At 44.0% G+C, this 17,417-nt stretch carries 14 protein-coding genes; 7 read left to right on the forward strand and 7 right to left on the reverse strand.

The window, feature by feature from the left end; all coding sequences use genetic code 11:
- Positions 1–10: 10 nt before the first annotated feature.
- Entirely contained in the window at positions 11–733 is a 723-nt protein-coding gene (locus BCU75_RS18775) for a metallophosphoesterase family protein (RefSeq protein ID WP_241905394.1), read from the reverse strand.
- A 346-nt stretch (positions 734–1,079) separates the two neighbouring features.
- Positions 1,080–1,256, reverse strand: a complete 177-nt coding sequence (locus tag BCU75_RS24280; RefSeq protein WP_157933915.1) for a hypothetical protein — start codon at positions 1,254–1,256, stop codon at positions 1,080–1,082.
- A gap of 515 nt (positions 1,257–1,771) precedes the next feature.
- Here BCU75_RS24280 and BCU75_RS18780 point away from each other — a divergent pair.
- A complete protein-coding gene (locus BCU75_RS18780; RefSeq protein WP_102474721.1) occupies positions 1,772–2,428 on the forward strand; it encodes a 2OG-Fe dioxygenase family protein in 657 nt (218 codons plus the stop codon).
- On the forward strand, positions 2,412–3,647 hold the full coding sequence (locus BCU75_RS18785) for a cysteine desulfurase-like protein (protein WP_102474722.1): 1,236 nt from the start codon (positions 2,412–2,414) through the stop codon (positions 3,645–3,647). The genes BCU75_RS18780 and BCU75_RS18785 overlap by 17 nt, the downstream gene beginning before the upstream one ends.
- A gap of 155 nt (positions 3,648–3,802) precedes the next feature.
- Here BCU75_RS18785 and BCU75_RS18790 read toward each other — a convergent pair whose 3' ends face one another.
- Positions 3,803–4,474, reverse strand: a complete 672-nt coding sequence (locus BCU75_RS18790) for a type 1 glutamine amidotransferase domain-containing protein (RefSeq protein WP_102474723.1) — start codon at positions 4,472–4,474, stop codon at positions 3,803–3,805.
- A 230-nt stretch (positions 4,475–4,704) separates the two neighbouring features.
- Between BCU75_RS18790 and BCU75_RS18795 the strand changes: the two genes are divergently transcribed.
- A complete protein-coding gene (locus BCU75_RS18795; RefSeq protein WP_102474724.1) occupies positions 4,705–5,589 on the forward strand; it encodes a LysR family transcriptional regulator in 885 nt (294 codons plus the stop codon).
- Between the two features lie 372 nt (positions 5,590–5,961).
- Positions 5,962–7,185 carry a sensor domain-containing diguanylate cyclase gene (locus BCU75_RS18800; protein WP_102474819.1) on the forward strand — a complete coding sequence of 408 codons (1,224 nt, stop codon included), beginning with the start codon at positions 5,962–5,964 and terminating at the stop codon, positions 7,183–7,185.
- Between the two features lie 218 nt (positions 7,186–7,403).
- Here the strand turns inward: BCU75_RS18800 and BCU75_RS18805 are convergent, their stop codons facing one another.
- On the reverse strand, positions 7,404–8,228 hold the full coding sequence (locus BCU75_RS18805; protein ID WP_102474725.1) for a DUF2797 domain-containing protein: 825 nt from the start codon (positions 8,226–8,228) through the stop codon (positions 7,404–7,406).
- A gap of 303 nt (positions 8,229–8,531) precedes the next feature.
- On the opposite strand from BCU75_RS18805, the gene BCU75_RS18810 reads away from it, so the two are divergent.
- Both BCU75_RS18810 and BCU75_RS18815 read left to right on the forward strand, forming a co-directional pair.
- A complete protein-coding gene (locus BCU75_RS18810; RefSeq protein ID WP_102474726.1) occupies positions 8,532–9,827 on the forward strand; it encodes a GGDEF domain-containing protein in 1,296 nt (431 codons plus the stop codon).
- Positions 9,828–9,951: 124 nt separating this feature from the next.
- The gene (locus BCU75_RS18815; RefSeq protein ID WP_102474727.1) at positions 9,952–10,302 is read left to right on the forward strand and encodes a GlpM family protein; all 351 of its coding nucleotides are present in this window, start codon (positions 9,952–9,954) and stop codon (positions 10,300–10,302) included.
- A gap of 220 nt (positions 10,303–10,522) precedes the next feature.
- On the opposite strand, the gene BCU75_RS18820 is transcribed toward BCU75_RS18815, so the two are convergent.
- From BCU75_RS18820 to BCU75_RS18830, 3 genes are all read right to left on the reverse strand, one after another.
- The gene (locus tag BCU75_RS18820; protein WP_054547383.1) at positions 10,523–11,893 is read right to left on the reverse strand and encodes an SLC13 family permease; all 1,371 of its coding nucleotides are present in this window, start codon (positions 11,891–11,893) and stop codon (positions 10,523–10,525) included.
- A 245-nt stretch (positions 11,894–12,138) separates the two neighbouring features.
- Positions 12,139–12,939 carry a SanA/YdcF family protein gene (locus BCU75_RS18825; RefSeq protein ID WP_102474728.1) on the reverse strand — a complete coding sequence of 267 codons (801 nt, stop codon included), beginning with the start codon at positions 12,937–12,939 and terminating at the stop codon, positions 12,139–12,141.
- A gap of 214 nt (positions 12,940–13,153) precedes the next feature.
- A complete protein-coding gene (locus tag BCU75_RS18830; protein ID WP_076678874.1) occupies positions 13,154–14,842 on the reverse strand; it encodes an NAD-dependent malic enzyme in 1,689 nt (562 codons plus the stop codon).
- Positions 14,843–15,026: 184 nt separating this feature from the next.
- Between BCU75_RS18830 and BCU75_RS18835 the strand changes: the two genes are divergently transcribed.
- Complete coding sequence (locus tag BCU75_RS18835) at positions 15,027–17,405, forward strand: helicase-related protein (protein WP_102474729.1); 2,379 nt, start codon at positions 15,027–15,029, stop codon at positions 17,403–17,405.
- The last annotated feature ends 12 nt before the right edge of the window (positions 17,406–17,417 follow it).

A 17,417-nucleotide genomic window follows, 5' to 3' on the forward strand; every position in this document is an offset into this window, starting at 1 on the left:
ACCGATTTGATCAACAACGCCTTTTGTTATTATCAGTTTCAACTTTAAAACTGCGTTCGATATGTTCGTGACCAGATATAATGATATTTCTATTGCTATTAAGGAAGTTTCTAACTTCTTTATGGTTATTTGGTTCTAACCAGCTTAGCGGATGATGAAAGAACGAAACCTTGATTTCTTCATTGCCAGAAGGCTCTATTAACTGGTCAATGGGGACTGTGAGGTCTCCACCCTTTTCATTAATTTTCGAGCACCATGCTGTATTTGTTGTTTGTACAGATATATTATTGCTAAGTTTAAATTCTTTGGATAGCAGAGTTGAGCTCGAAGCCTCAACGTTACAAATATCAGATTCAAAATCAAAATAATCTTGTTGGCCAGCTGCTACAATTTGATAGACAGATTTGTCAAAAGGAACACCCTTTGAATTGATCAATACATCACGAGCTCCGCCTGTATATTTAGAAAAATCATGGTCATGGTTTCCTGGAGTGAGTATTATTTTGAATTCATTTGAAAGAGATTTGAAAGACGATCGTATTAGGTCGTACTCTTCACTAGAGCCACTATAAGCAATATCACCAGCTACTAGTATAGCTACAGAACTATATTCACCACATATACACTTTCTTTTTATCCATTCTTTGAGTTCAGTAAGTCGTCTATTAACTTCATCACAGTTATTTTCACTTGCATGTATATCGCTAATAACGACAAATAGCTCATTATTCATTCTTTTAATCCCATTCTCTAACATTGAAAGGCTTGTTTTTATTGAGCCATGAATCAATATAAAGCTTTAAGCTAGTATGCCATCTCGACGATAGGCCATCTCTTTAAGGTTTTGCCCCTGAGTTACAAATGACGGTACCGGTAGAAAATGCTTCTATACAACAAAACCCTTTGGAGGTTCAGCTAAAATCTATACCTCCTAAAGTTAAGCTTCATATACAACTACCTTATATGCAATATATAACTCATTACATCAGTGTACCCAATTGCACGTTTATTAGGAATATGAAAGAGAGTGGAAACAATTGATTAAGTGATCAGCATAGCTATTTTGCGGCATAAACGTGTTAGCGAAAACTGTCTGACATTTGTGAACACATGCCGCCAATCTCGAAGTAACGTCCTTCGTCGTAATGGATTTCAAATACTTCACGCTCTGGTATCTCAGATACCACTGAGTAAATCCCTTCGTAACATGTCACTTCAAATGCTTTCGAGGCAATCAGTGAAGTCTTAGCAGCCATTTGGGGCGGCCGAGTTCCCCCCGAACTCGACCTGTTCCAGACGCGCAAGCAAAGGCGTTTGGTTTCTGGCTTACTGATAAATTAACCAATTTCAGTTTGTTGTGTAAATAATCAATAGCTTGGCAACTGATAGGTAGATCGTATTTTGCTGTGTAAAAGCATAGAAATGAATGATGGCGAGAGTGAGGGCTGAGCTCATGTAAGGAGGCTGGCGTATTGAAGCGAAAGGGCTGACACAATATGAAACATGGCTTGCCAGTTAATAATATCGTTAAATTTAAATTTTTAGGGATTTATAACTAGCTAGTGGAGTGTGCTAGTTTTAAGAGTTGGTCATCTTTTATTCTGGTGTTATACACTGCTTTTGATTTTCAAGTTGGTTTTAGAATCTGAATTATTAAATCTGACGGGATAAATGATTGTTTAATGTTGATTTGGCGAGATCTTCAAGTATCCTTTATGTAAATAAAACGTTAAATGTCGAAAGTAAATTAACAATCATTAAGGAGTCGATGATGTTACATGCTCACGAAAATACCCTACATATTACCCACCTCAGTAACCACGCAGTTAAGGAGTTGTCACCATCATTCTCTAAGCTACCGAGCACAGAGCATGCGGACGGCCAATTCCGATTGAGAAGGTACTCGGTGGTTCAATTCAGTAATGGACAGGTCGTTGAGCTAGACAAACATAACTTTGTTCAGTCTGAAAACATCAATCATTTTCAAGGTGATGTGGTTCGCCAATTTGAAGCCGTTGAACAAGATATTTTAAACGGTCAAGGCATGCAGGAAATGTGTGAACTGTTTATTGAAACCAATGGTCTTGAAGACGGGCAAGAAATCGAAATCCATCAGATCCGTATTGCTGCTATTTACGAAGAAACACAGGTTGCACCGGAAGGTGTCCATCAAGACGGCTTTGACCACATCGCCATTATTGGTGTTACTCGTCACAACATTGTTGGTGGTGAAGTGATGCTTTATCAAGAAAGCCATGAAGCACCGTTCTTTAGAAAAGTGTTAGGCGATGGCGAGGTTGCGATGCTTGCAGACAGTAAGCTTTGGCACAATGCACAACCTATCCGCACCATAGACCACGAAGAGAAGGGTTACATGGATGTGTTTGTTTTAACGGCTAAGGATGCGCGCAATGTCCTTCATTCTTAATGATGTACGCCAGCAGTTTAGTGCTTTAGGTCAGTACCATAATGATAAACCTGTAACCTTCTTTGATGGTCCGGGCGGTTCTCAAGTGCCTGAGAGTGTATTAGCCTCGATGACGGAATACCTAGGGCATTTCAATTCAAACCTAGGCGGGCACTATTTTTCTAGCCAAAAGACCACAAGCTTAATGCAGCAAGCGCGAGAAGCGGCGCAAGCACTGCTTAATGCGGAGTCTTCTGGCAACGTTGTGTTCGGCGCGAACATGACATCTCTGACCTTCCAACTTAGCCGAGCGATCAGCCGCGATTGGAAAGAGGGCGATGAAGTTATCGTCACGGCGCTCGACCATTATTCGAACGTATCGAGCTGGCAGCAAGCGGCAGACGACAAAGGCGCGATTGTTCGCCAAGTTCGCGTCAATGAGTCGGATTGCAGTTTGGACATGGCGCATTTTGAATCGTTGCTTAACGAGAAAACCAAGCTTGTCGCGGTGACGTTTGCGTCGAACACCACTGGCTCGATTGTTGATATGGCAAAAGTTATCGAGCTTGCACATCAGCACGGTGCTCAGGTTTATGTCGATGCGGTTCATTACGCACCGCATCATTTGATCGATGTTCAGCAGCTGAATTGTGATTTCTTAGCGTGTTCTGCGTATAAGTTCTTCGGCCCGCATGTTGGCATTGCATATGTTGCGCCTCAATGGCTGCATACTTTAAAGCCTTACAAGGTAGAACCTGCAACCAATATCGGTCCAGGTCGATTTGAAACAGGCACGCAAAGCTTCGAAGGCCTTGCGGGTGTGATTGCGGCGGTGGATTACTTGGCGCAGTTAGGTGATCCAGCTGATTCATTACGTTCTCGTTTAGAGCAAAGTTACGCGCTGTATAATAAGCATGAAAGCCAACTCAGTGAGTACTTCCTTAAACGCTTATCCGATCTTGACGGAGCAAAGCTTTACGGGAAAACCGAGTTTGATTCGAATCTAAGAACCCCAACCTTTGCGATTACCTTTGATGACTACTCTCCAGAGTTCATCGCTAAGAAGCTAGGTGAGCACAATATCTGTGTTTGGAATGGTCACTTCTACGCATTAGGGCTGGTGAAGCAGTTGGGTATTGAAGAGCAGGGCGTGGTGCGTATTGGTTGTATGCATTACAACTCGATTGAAGAGATCGACTTGTTGTTTAATGTGCTTGAAGGGATCTTGCGAAGCCACTAGCAGAAGTAATTAGCAAGAAGTCACTAGCACTTTAATAGCTACAGAATTAGAAAAGAGCATGCTTCTCTCAATAATATTGAGTAGGAAGCATGCTCTTTTTGTTTGATTGAGCTTATTTGATCAACGCCAGTTATTCGAATAAGCCCTTGATTTAACTAAGACAGGTGCTTAACTAGAGCTGCACCTACTGCGTGCGCACTGGTTGGGTTCTGGCCTGTTATTACTCGCTCATCAACAATCACAAGCTCTTGCCAAGGTTGAACCTTGTTGAAACGTGCTGCACTGCGAGCAAGAGATTCTTCCAATAGGAATGGAATGTCATTGATGGTGCCAAAGTCGATTTCTTCTTCACGTGTAAAGCCGGTCACCGATTTAGAACTCAGTAACTTCTCACCGTTGCTTAATGTAATAGGAAGCAGCGCTGCTGGGCCGTGACATACTGATGCGATCAAACCGCCATCTTCATAGTGTTTAGCGGCGATGGTTGCGAATTGCTCATCGGTCGCTAAGTCAGACAGTAGGCCGAAACCTCCTGGGTAGAAGATAGCATCGTAGCTTTCTACGTTAATTTGGCTAACAGGAATCGTGTTGTTAATGCGGTTCTGGAAGTCATCGTCAGCCAAGATCTCCACGTTTACTGAATCACCTTCAATATCGGTTCCATACAGTGGACCTTTACCACCCTTGATAGAAGCGATGTCGTACTCAAAACCTGCCGCAATGATTTCTTTCAATGCATGAGTCAGTTCTGGAGCGTAAGTACCGTTCGCTTGGTCTGTATCGCCTAGTGTTGCGTGGTTAGTCACTGGGATTAGTATTTTTTTCATGATTCGTTCCTTCAGGGCTGATGTTTGTCTAAGCATAGTTGAATTGCTGATGTCGTTATATTAATTGCAAATCGTATGAGTGATAATATGGGTAATACGCAAAACATTATTGCTATATAGCAATAGTTGGGTATGAAGATATGAATGAGTCGGATTTGAACTAGTGGAATACGAACCAGTGGGATGCGAACTAATCGGACGCGAATGAGTTAGATATAAGCAGGTGAAGTATGGATAGCTTTGAAGGTATTAATGAGTTTGTGGCGGTAGCGGAGTGTCACGGCTTTTCAGCGGCAGCAAAACAATTGGGTTGCAGTACCAGTCATGTAAGCCGCCAAGTTTCAAGGTTAGAAGAGAGAGTGGGTGTTGCGTTACTTGCTCGCTCTACTCGTATGGTAAGTTTGACCGAGTCTGGCCATACGTATTATCAGCAATGCAAAGATCTGGTTATTGGGCTGCAACAAGCAAATGAGCAAGTGACTTCTCAACAAGCTCAGTTAAGTGGCACATTACGAGTGAGTGCGGCGGGGGCGTTTGCCGAGAATCATGTCGCTGCGGCGCTAATGGAATTTGCCAAAGATCATCCTGAACTCACCATCGAAATGAACTTCAATACCAACATGGTTAATTTCATTGAAGACGGCATCGACTTCGCTATTCGTTATGGTCGACTTGATGATTCTGGCTTGGTGGCGAGAAAGTTAGTGGATCGCCCGATGGCAGCGGCCGCGAGTCAGGACTACATCGACCAATTTGGTTCTCCAACACAGCCAGAACAGTTGAAGTTGCACAGTTGTATTATTGCCAACAGTGATCAGTGGTTGTTTGAGAAAGACGGAAAACCATTAAATGCGGTGCGAGTGCATGGACGTTGGAAAAGTAATAACTCGAGTGCGGTACTTAAAGCGTGTGAAGAGGGGCTTGGCATCGTTTACCTTCCCAAAAGTAGCTTCAATGGTGGCCTTAGCAATGGAAAACTCGTTCCCGTGTTAGAAGAATATTGGGGAGCCGGTACAAGCAGTTGGATCGTATATCAAAACCGTCGCTTCCTTCCACAGAGAGCACGGCTCGCCATCGACTTCTTAGTCTCTTATTTTTCCGATTGGAATGAATAACGCACAGGCTAACAAGAGTAGTGAACGAGTTTGAGGTGGCGAGCACTAGAGTGGCAAGTCAGTTCAAAGTAAAAAGAAAAGATAATGTTTACATAGCTATACGTTATCTTTTTTTGTTTTTTGACGCGAATAATAGGATTGAGATATTTGTCTACTTTTGATAACTCGTGTTAGCGATTGAATTGTAGAGAAGCCTGCAACAGTACGATATACTAGATAGCATATTAATGTCCCTAGCGCGAGATAGATTGTGTGGAAGCGTTGGCTGGATGTGTTGTTATGCTCCAGTTTGTGGAGTATAGCGAGAGTGCGGAGTTGGCAATGTCTTCAATAAATTTCGAATCCACGTACGGTGTAATAACTATTCAAGATATGAATGTAGTTAGTGTTGACGCTAATTATGCTCGCATCTATGGATACCAATCACCCGAAGAACTACTTATTAATATAGATAGCTTCCTAGATCTAATCTCAGAAGAATACCATGTTTTAGCCTATCAAAATTACCTTGAAACGACCAGTGGTCAACGCGATCCGCAGGTCCACACCTATGTTAATGTTGATCGCAATGGTCGAGAGTTCACTGTGTTCTCTATTGACCATGTAACAGAGTGGCAAGGCCGGCCTGCACTGCAAGTCACGGTGATCGACCTTTCCCCCGCGATCCAGCTACAAAATGCGGTGCGTGAGCAAGATAAGATGTACCACGATATGATCATGCAATCAGGGCAGGGCATCTTGGTTCACCGAGATTTCAAACCGCTGATGGTCAATCAATCGTGGGTCAAAATGCAGGGCGGTACTTCTATCGAGCAAGTTTTAAAGCTGGACTCTATCCTCGAATTGGTGCCAAAACAGAATGCGGATGGCATCAGTAAGCACTATCAAGCGATCGTGTCTGGTGAGTTGTCTGGAACCAGCACCGTGGTTGAAAACATTGGGCTCGATGGCGTTCATCGATTCTTCAATATTTACGATAATGCGATTACTTGGCAAGGTCAGCCAGCCGTTCAGGTTGTGCTCGAAGACGTGACTCAAAAGGTGATGTTGGAAAAGCAATTGGTTCATCAAGCGAATTACGATGAAATGACTGACTTACTCAACCGCAGAGCTATATATGAGTGGTTAAGGGAGCATATTGCCTCTGATACTCATGTCGTTAGTATGCTGCTTGACATCGATGACTTCAAATCGATCAATGATACTTACGGACATATGGTGGGTGATGAGGTTATTTGCGCATTGGCTAACATTACTAAACGTAATGTTGAGAGAGTCGGTGGTGTGGCAGGCCGCTGGGGTGGAGAAGAGTTTATTCTCTTTATTCCCAATGCGTCACCTCAAGTTTCGCGAGAAGTTTCTGATCAGATCCGGCAGCAATTTAATCAGATCGAGTTCAAAGTGGGCGAACAGATTCGTTTTAATGTGAGTGTGAGTATCGGAGTGAGTGATAGTCGATCTTGCGAAGGACAAGTGTCCATCGATACGCTTGTGAATCTGACTGACCAATCTCTTTACCGAGCTAAAGCAAATGGAAAGAACTGCGTGTGCGGTGAAGTGTTTGTTAGCGATATAAGCCAAGCATTACCGTACTAAACGAACTCAATCACTTTAATAACTCCAATCAACCGAGAAGTTTAAGTAACAAAGCTAATTAGAGTGTCACCCCATTTTAATGTCTGGTCATGATACAAAAATGCCCTCAAGCAATTGCTGAGGGCATTTTGATCTTAGTTCATCAAAACCGTTTAGCTCATCAAAGCCGTTTAGCTTTGGTTTATCAAAACAGCGATCATCTCAAAACCGTAAGCTTACTAAGCAGAAACTTCTACTTCGTAAGAGCCAAATTTACGGATGTTAATCACGCCGGTATCTAAGATAAGGTATTGGCCTTTAATACCTTGAAGTACACCTGTTACCTCTGGGTTCTTATCAAAATTGTGCGATACAATTTTCACCGGGTGTTGCTCAACTGGGTAGCTTAGTGAAGTGATGTTCTCACTGAGTATCTCGATAGCATCGTCACCAAACTTTGCTCTGATCTCTTGAATCTTATCTTCTACTAGTGGCAATAGTTCTTTGGCTTTTTCTACCAACTCCATATCGTCACCGTCGCCTTTTAGCAACGTGCGCCAGTTGGTTTTGTCTGCAATGTGCTTCGCCAATTCAACTTCAATCAGGCCAGAAATCTGACGTGTTTTCACTTTTAAGATAGGCAGGCCTTGAGTGGCACCTTGGTCGATCCAGCGTGTAGGGATCTGTGTATGACGAGTGATACCCACTTTAAGGCTTGAAGTGTTCGACAGGTAGACGAAGTGATCAACCATGCAGTTCTCTTCCCCCCATTCAGGCTCACGACAAGTACCTTCATCGTAATGACAAGTCTCTGGCTTCATGATGCACATGTCGCAGCTTGCTAGCTTCCTCATGCACACAAAGCAGTGGCCTTGAGAGTAGCTTTTCTTGGTTTTCTTACCACACGAGCAGCAAAAAATATTACCGGTGTGAGTGAGGTTGATGGTTTTACCAATCAGAGGGTTTAGTTCTACAAACTCTTCACCGACAGGTAAACGGTAGGTAACCGCACCATCAAGCGAAGCACTCATTTTCTTGAGTGTTCCTTTTGCTAATAAAGACATGACATTACTCGTTGTATTTTGATTATTATTTCGTCGACTCGGACGCTCTGTAAGCAGGCGCTACGGTTAACGATGATTATGCGATGAGTATAACAAATAGAGCCTGTTTTTATACGCAATATTACTTGATTCTCGGCGTGAATAATTGGCACTAAATATGTGCATAAAAATATAGTATGACATTTTGTTCGAGCGTGATATAACGTTTTTCAGTGATTTATTGGTATTAAGATCACTAATTCACCCAACTTATTTTTTATCGTGAAATCCCAACTATAGGGACCTTAAGCCGGAAGCTTAGACGTGAAGTGGATCCATAAAATTGTTGTTTTTTTAGTTATCGCAACACTTGCCATTGTGCAGTATTACCGTGTGAGCGGAAATCGTGTGATAACGGCAGTTACGCCTGAACAATATGAATTTATCGCGACCAGCGATCAAGTTGATAGGGGTGTCAGTACCTCCCAATTATCTTATCAAAATGGGCAGTATATTCTCGACTGTGAACTTAAAGAGTCTGAGTATCCGTGGCCTTATTGCGGATTGTCGATTCGTATCAACCCAGACATCACGGTTGGTCTTGACCTTTCCCAGTACCACACCTTTAGAGTGAATATTGATTACCATGCGGAAGCGGATTCTAGTGGCCGTTTAAGAACCTATCTACGCAATTACAATCCCGCTTACTCAATTCCTGATGACGAGTACACGCATAAGTACAACGGCATGGAGTTTTCGCCTGGCGTGGATGGCGGCGTTATTGAGATTCCAATCGACAATTTACAAGTGATGACATGGTGGCTCGCCGATAACGATATCGCGCTAGAACATTCGGCTCCTGAGTATTCGAACGTGAATATGGTCGAGTTTGCTACCGCATCTGGTGCAAAGCTTGGCCACCATAGAATTGTTATCCGTAGTATTGAGTTCGAGGGATCTTATATTTCAGGCGAAAGCTTGTTCCTTATCTTGCTGTTTGTTTGGGTAGGTACGGGCACAGTGTTTCTGCTTTCAGAGTTGCACCGTTCAAGAAAACGCATGGTGATTGCAGAGAAAAGACATCATCACTTAAAGAACGTCAATCGAGCATTGAGAGAGCAAAACTTTGAGTTCTCAGAAAAGGCCCATCGTGATGAACTGACTGGGATACTCAATCGACACGCGATTCGTGATTGGTTGAAAATGCAGTCGCAGCAGGTGAAACAAGGTCATGGAAAGCTGAGCATGTTGTATCTCGATATTGATTACTTTAAGAGCGTTAACGATAAATACGGACACCAAATGGGTGATCATATTTTACGAGAATTCAGCATGGTGGTTGGCAGTTCGATTAGTGCGACTGACAAATTGGTACGTTGGGGCGGTGAAGAGTTTATTGTTTTTTGCCCAGAGACTGAGTCTGGTGAAGCACAGAGAAAGGCTGAGAAGATTCGACTTTTAGTCAGCCAACACCTTTGGGTTCATGGCGACCCACTCACTTGCAGTATCGGTATTGCTGAGATGAAACAAGAGCGTGTAACAGAGACCATTGCTCGCGCTGATGAAGCCTTGTATCAAGCGAAGCATTCAGGGCGAAATCAGGTGATCTTGAGTCATTAATCTGAAAATTGTTTTGGTTAGTTTATAAGCCACACGTGCATATGTGACGTGTGGCGTTTTTATGGGTGCTATATGAGTTTACTCTCTAGAGCGTTTGTTGATTTGCTTGGATAACGTATAAAAAATGATCTCACTGTTCTTTAAATGTCTGCTGGGTGCCGCGGCTGTTCTGTTGATTGCGCTGTTGTCGAAAAGTAAGAGCTTTTACATCGCTGGCTTAGTGCCGTTGTTTCCAACCTTTGCTCTGATTGCTCACTACATTGTTGGTACGGAACAAACCATGGTGGAGCTACGTACCACGGCACTCTTTGGTTTGTTCTCGCTTGTGCCGTACGCGGCTTATCTTGGCGCGGTTTATGTGTTCAGCTATCGCTGCAATTTGGTATCGACGCTTTCTTTAGCCACTGTCGTTTGGGTTATGTGTGCTTCTATGCTGCTGTTAGGTTGGACTCGTTTGGTTCCAAGTGTGGCGTGAGAGCCAGATCTTAGAACGGTAATGAGTGGTTGGTGGTAAGTTGATATAAAAAAGGTGGCGCGGGGCCACCAAAAGGGAAAACGTTTCTTGTTTTTAGATGCCCGTTTAGCTGATTTTGTTAGATAAACTGATCTTGCTAGCTGAGCGGACATTTTTTTACTGGTTCAGCGGGGGAACTGCAGCCAGTTCAGTTGGAGCATTTTCCGAAAGACGTTCGTGCTTACCAGAAGATCCAAGCGAACAGTGTTAGTACTAGGATACAAACTAGGTTCAACACCATACCGACTCGCATCATTTCTTTTTGTTTGATATGACCAGAACCAAATACAATCGCATTAGGTGGTGTCGCCACTGGTAGCATGAAGGCACAAGATGCGGCAATCGCAATCAGTGCAGATAAGATAACAGGTGACATACCCAACGCTTCAGCAATGGTTGCAAATACAGGAACAAGCAAGGCTGCGCTCGCAGTGTTACTTGCAAATTCCGTTAGGAATACCACGAATGCTACCACTGCAAGAATCGTAAGAAGCACGCCTGCTGTTTCTAAAAAGCCACTTAATGAGTGTGCTAGAAATACGCTGGTGCCAGTCGCTTTCAGAATGTTACTTAAACAGATACCGCCGCCGAACAGGATCAGTACACCCCAATCCGTTGTCTTCTCAACGTCTTTCCATTCCACTGCTCTAGAAGCGCCAAGCAGTACAATTGCGCCAATCGCCACCAAGCTATCAAATTTAGAGAAACCGCCAATCATTGCATTGATTGGTTTTCCGAATATCCAAAGCGTGACTGTTAAAAGGAAGATAGACAGTGTGATTTTTTTGCTGTTTGTCCACTCAACTGGAGCATGGTCTAGCTCAAATTTATGGTCGAGCTTAGGCTTAGTCATCACGTACAAAACAATCATCGTGATTGGCAATAAGATCATTGATATAGGTAGGCCTAGCGCCATCCATTCTGTGAAACTTAAACCAACTTCTGCAGCAGCGATTGCGTTTGGTGGGCTACCAACTAAGGTTGCGATACCACCAATGGATGCACAGTAAGCAATACCAAGTAGAACGAACACGTAGGTGTTTCTGTCTTCACTTTGGTCAACCTTGTTCATGATGCCAAGAACAAGAGGAAGCATCATCGCTGTGGTGGCTGTGTTTGAGATCCACATTGATAAACCTGCACTCACACCAAACAGCATGAACACGGCGACCGACATTCTGCCTTTTGCTATCAACAGGACTTTGTCAGCGATCGCTTTATCGAGCTCTTGCTTATTCAGTGCGGCTGCTAATGCGAAGCCACCCATGAATAGGAAGATGATTGGGTTCGAAAAGTTAGCCAGCGCAGCGGGCGTGTTGAATACACCAAACAAGACAGCCAATAGGGGAACGAGCAAAGCGGTGATGCTGACGTGAATAGCTTCTGTTAACCATAAAATGGCAACGAACACGAGAATACTTAAACCTGTATTCACTTGCGCTTCGAATGGCAGGGTATTGAGCAAAAGTGCAAATAACGTGAAATTACCAATTAATATCATGCTGTTGCGGGTAAACAACCAGTGTTTCAGTGTAGTAACAAGTGCCGTCATAAGACGCTCCTTTTGTTTATCCTCGTTTTATTGGTGCACTAACTTCAAAAGCGGTGCTTATTGTTTTCGAGGTATCTTGTTTTCAAGTTATACCGCTCTTAAAGTAAAAAGCTTCGAGGTATATAGACTTGATGTAGGGTCAGACTTTGTTGGCAGAATGTTACTCAAGTTAATAAAGGAGTGTTGGTGTGTTTTTGCTTAACAATGGGGAAGTGTGAGGCAACAAATTCAAAATGTGTAGTTTTCTACACATCGGTCTCTGCTGGGTCTTCAATAGGGCTTGTTGAGGGGGCTAGAATAGGGTTTGCAGTGGGGTCTGCAATTGGGTTAGGAATCGGCAATGATCCTGGTTTTGGGCTGGGTTGAATCGGCTCTTTAGGGCCAAGGAATTTTGGCGCAGTACCAATAATATACAGATCAAGAAACGCTTTGGTGCGCGCAAACACTTCACGTAAACGTATTGAGGTTCCTGAGTGATGAGTCGGTCCTGAAACCGCCAAACATTGCGCATGAATATCGTAAGAATTGGCGATGAAGAGCGCTCTTTCACAGTGGAATTTCTGAGTGATGATCAGAAAATTATCAGTATCGAATATCTTCTTGGCGCGAACAATCGAATCTAGGGTTCTGAAACCAGCATAATCTAGATTGATGCGTTCATCGGGGACACCCGCTTTCAATAAGTCGCGTTTCATCGTCCACGGTTCATTGTATGAGCGATGAGCGTTATCGCCACTCAGTAGAAATTGGTCTACTTTTTCACGATCGAACAGCTCAATCGCAGCTTCAATTCGGTGTTTATAATAGTCATTGAGTGTTCTGCCCAGATATTTGCTTGTGCCAAGCACAACCGCGACCTCAAGCTCGGGCACTTCATCAATATCGTAGATGATGCGATCTTCCGCTTGCCATGAAACCCAATAATCGATCGCAATAACCGCAGCGCTGCCTACTAAGAACACGAGGAAAGCGCCAAACAGAAAACCTTGCAGTTTTTTGTAAGCTTTTAATAAGTAGCTACGGAAAATGTGAGAATCAAATTTCACTCTCGGTATGGTCCTTTGGCTGAGCATTAATTTTTGAGTGCTCGATAATACCAAATAAAAATGAGAAAAATCAGCTAAAAAGACAAGACAGTGTAAAGAAAAAAGCCCCTGCAGTTGCAGAGGCTGATATAAGAGTCGTTAACGCTCTTTATTCAACGCGCAGTACGCTTTATTGAGAGCGCAGTACGCATTCTTCAAAGCGCAGCACGCTTTATTAGAATGCAGTACGCTTGTAGCGACGGTAAACCGGCTGCCAGAAGTGCTGGTCAATCGCTTGTTGTAATGCTTCTTCAGTGATCTCTAGAGCAACACCTTGTTCAATTGCTTTCTTACCAACAGCGAGGGCAATCTTCTTCGATACGGTGTGGATCTCTTCTAATGGTGGAAGTAGAGCGCCTGAACCATTGATTGCTAGTGGAGAGCATGTTGCAAGAGCACGGCTTGATTCCATCAGCATTTCATCAGTGATGCGTGAAGCATTCACAGCCAATACACCAAGGCCAATGCCTGGGAAGATGTAGCTGTTGTTACACTGAGCGATTGGGTAAGTGGTACCGTTATGAGTGACTGGCTCAAACGGGCTACCGGTCGCAACAAGTGCTTGACCATCAGTCCAACGAATAATGTCGTTTGGTGTTGCTTCAACACGGCTTGTTGGGTTTGATAGCGGGAACACGATAGGGCGTTCACAATGAAGGTTCATCTCTTTGATAACTTCTTTGCTGAACAGACCCGGCGCACCAGATACACCAACTAATACTGTAGGTTTCGCGTGACGAACAACGTCGAGTAGAGAGAAGCCAGTACCGTCACTTTCCCAATCTTTGGTGTTCGCGTTGGTTTGTACTAGGCGCTGTTGGAAATCAAGCAAGTTTTGCATGCCTTCCTGTAGCAGACCCCAACGGTCAACCATGTAAACTTGAGAGCGTGCTTGCGCATCGCTGATACCTTCAGACACCATTTGAGCAATGATAGCTTCAGCAATACCACAACCTGCAGAACCCGCACCCAAGAAGGTGATGCGTTGATCTGAAAGTTTGCTATTTGCTGCTTTACATGCCGCTAATAGAGAACCAACCGTTACGGCTGCTGTACCTTGGATATCATCGTTGAAACAACATAGGCGATTTTTGTAGCGTTCAAGTAGAGGCATTGCGTTCTTTTGTGCGAAATCTTCGAACTGAACTAATGCATCAGGCCAACGGCGTTGAACGGCTTGAATGAACTCTTCAACGAACGCATCGTAATCAGCCCCTGTGATTCGAGGATGACGCCAACCCATGTACATTGGGTCAGCAAGACGTTGCGGGTTGTTTGTACCGACATCGAGTACGATAGGTAGCATGTAAGCTGGGCTGATACCGCCACAAGCTGTATACAGTGCTAGCTTACCAATTGGAATACCCATACCACCGATACCTTGGTCTCCCAAACCAAGAATACGTTCACCATCCGTAACCACGATTACTTTAACGTTGTGGTTTGTCGCATTGTTCAGTAGGTCATCGATACGATCGCGGTTCGGGTATGAGATAAACAGACCACGGCCACGACGGTAAATATTTGAGAAGTTCTCACATGCTGCGCCAACCGTTGGCGTGTAAATGATAGGCATCATTTCAGAGATGTGATTTTGAACTAAACGATAAAAAAGCGTTTCATTAGTGTCTTGGATGTTACGAAGGTAGATATGCTTATCCATATCACTTTCGAAGTTACAATATTGCTTGTATGCACGTCCTACTTGCTCTTGGATTGTTTCGGTTGTTTCCGGTAACAAGCCTTCAAGGTTGAAAGAACTGCGCTCTTCAGCAGAGAATGCGCTGCCTTTGTTTAGAAGAGGGGTACTTAGTAGAGCAGGACCAGCATAAGGGATATATAGAGGGCGTTTATCGTTGTTCATTGGATGCCTAATATGGGAGAAAGGGTAACCGAAAAATGATAACGGTTTAGTTATTCAATTGTAAATAGTTTCCCTCCGATCTTTGCAAACAAAATGATATTCTTACCCATGTCCCACACTTATCGAATTCTAGCGCCATAATTGGTTATACTTCGCTCACACTTTTTCGCGACTTCTCCTTTTTATGTCATTACTTCCTATCGATTCTTATCAAAACGTATTCCACGAACAAATCGCCAATTCTCATCTTGTAGTCGAAGCAGAAACTGGATCGGGCAAATCAACACGCCTACCTATTTGGGCTTCTGAGCATGGTCGAGTCTTGGTGGTGGAACCGAGAAGAATCGCTTGTACGTCATTGGCCAAATATCTCACGCAGCAGTCGGGTGAAAAACTGGGTAGCAAGATCGGCTATGCGATTAAGCTTGAATCGAAATACAACGAGCAAACCAACGTTGTGTTTGTGACGCCCGGTATCGCGCTGCGTTGGTTATCAGAGGACGGATTAACCAGTTTTGATGTGATTGTGGTGGATGAATTTCACGAGAGGCGCTGGGACATTGATCTGCTGGTGGCGATTCTGAAGCAAAAAGAGAGCCATCGCTTGGTGATCACGTCAGCAACCATTGAAGGGGAGCGTCTTGCTCATTACTTGGATGCGAATCGAATTAGCTGTGAAGGCCGAACTTATCAAGTTGCTATTGAACACAGGGCGAATGAATCCAGAGCATTGCCCGATATTCGACATCTAGAGCAACGCATTGCTGAAGAAGTGAATCATCAACTGATCGCTTCACATGGCGATATCTTGGTTTTCCTACCGGGTAAAAAAGAGATCGTGCAATGTGAGCAAGCCTTGGCAAAGAATCCAGATATCCAAGTGGTGAAGTTGCATGCGTCAGTCAGTGAAAAAGAACGAGATTTAGCGTTATCGGGTCGTAATATCAATACTGAAGGTAATGGCCTGAGAAAGGTCATACTTGCGACCAACGTTGCTGAAACCTCCCTCACCATACCTGATATTGGTGTGGTGATAGATTCAGGATTAGAAAGACGCACCGTTCAACGAAACGGAAGAACCACACTGATGCTTAAATCCATATCACGAGCGAGTGCCAAACAACGAGCTGGCCGTGCGGGTAGAGTGATGGATGGCATTTGTGTCCGTCTATATGGCGAACATGCGGCGTTAGAGTTAGTCACACCACCTGAATTGCAGCGTGAAGAGCTGACAGAACCTATGTTGGCCGCGGCATGTTGTGGTGCTCTGTTTGAGAGCTTGTCCTTCCTTGATCCTATTCCTGAGAAGTCATTAAACAGCGCGACTCAAACCTTGCTCACGATGGAGGCGATTAATAGCGACCATCAAATTACCGAGCATGGCAAAAAGCTGTATCCGCTGCCGATTGATGCTTTGTATGCCGATATTGTTACTCGAATCAAAACCAAAGCATTAAAAGAAGCGATGGTCGATCTCACCGCGGCGTTGTCCGTTCCTGCTCGTTTGTATCAGTTGCCGAGCAATGCAGAACATCTTGAAGCACTCGCTCAACAAGAGAAAGAAGGGTGTGACTTAAGCCTGTTAATTCAGATTGTTCGTGGTCGCGATTATCCGCATTTAGAAATCGACCAACAGGCACTGAATGAAGCACAAGGGCTGGCAAAGCAAATGCGTGAGGTGTTTGAACTTCCGCAGTTAGAGGTTGCGTCTCGTTACCAACGTGTCGAACTGCTTAACACTATTATTCAACTTCACCCAGAACTGGTGTTCGTACGCAGACTGAAACGGAAAGAAGCCTTTGCCAATGGGATGTTAGAAGTAGTACTTGGTCGTCAGAATCGTTTCCCCGATAATGCGCAAGCGATGTTGGTGTTAGACACTCATAGTTTACCGGGAAGAGGCGTTAAACAGACACTGACCTTAGCCACTACAACTGCGCCTATTCCTCTGGAGCTTATTGTTGAAGCTGAACTAGGAGAGTGGGAGCAAGGTGAAACAAGAGTAAATGATGACGGCGTCTTTACCGAGATGGCGTTGGTGTACGCAGGCCGTACGATCACGACCAAGCTCGTGGCCGCTGAGGGGCAGTTATCATTAAAGCCGATTGTCGATCTTGTGTTGGGTGGTGTTCAGCTTCCAGGTTTTGCTGAAATGCGAACTCGAGAAATCAAGCATTGGCAGCTGTATGTGAAACTCGGTCTCGATGAACAAACCCAATACACACCAGAAATTGAGAACATTAACTTTGAGCTATGGTTGATAGAGCAGCTTGAGGTGCTAGGTGTCACTGATGTGAGCGAATTGGAAATGTTCGACCATGCAGACATACCTTTCGATGGGATTCCAAGTTGGCTCTATTCAGAGTTCTCTGAAAAATACCCGTTTGCACTGAGCCTTGCCGACTTACAACTCGATGTAGAATACTTGCCCGCACGAAAGCTGATTTACGTGCACTATCAATCGGGTAGCCGAAAGTTATCACCAAAACGTTGGGAGCTGCCAACATGGTCTGGCTGGCGTATTCAATACAAAAAAGCGAGCCGGATAATTGATATAAAATAGATAGATAAGTTT

Source organism: Vibrio splendidus (assembly GCF_002873455.1).
Classification (GTDB): Bacteria; Pseudomonadota; Gammaproteobacteria; order Enterobacterales; family Vibrionaceae; genus Vibrio; species Vibrio splendidus_J.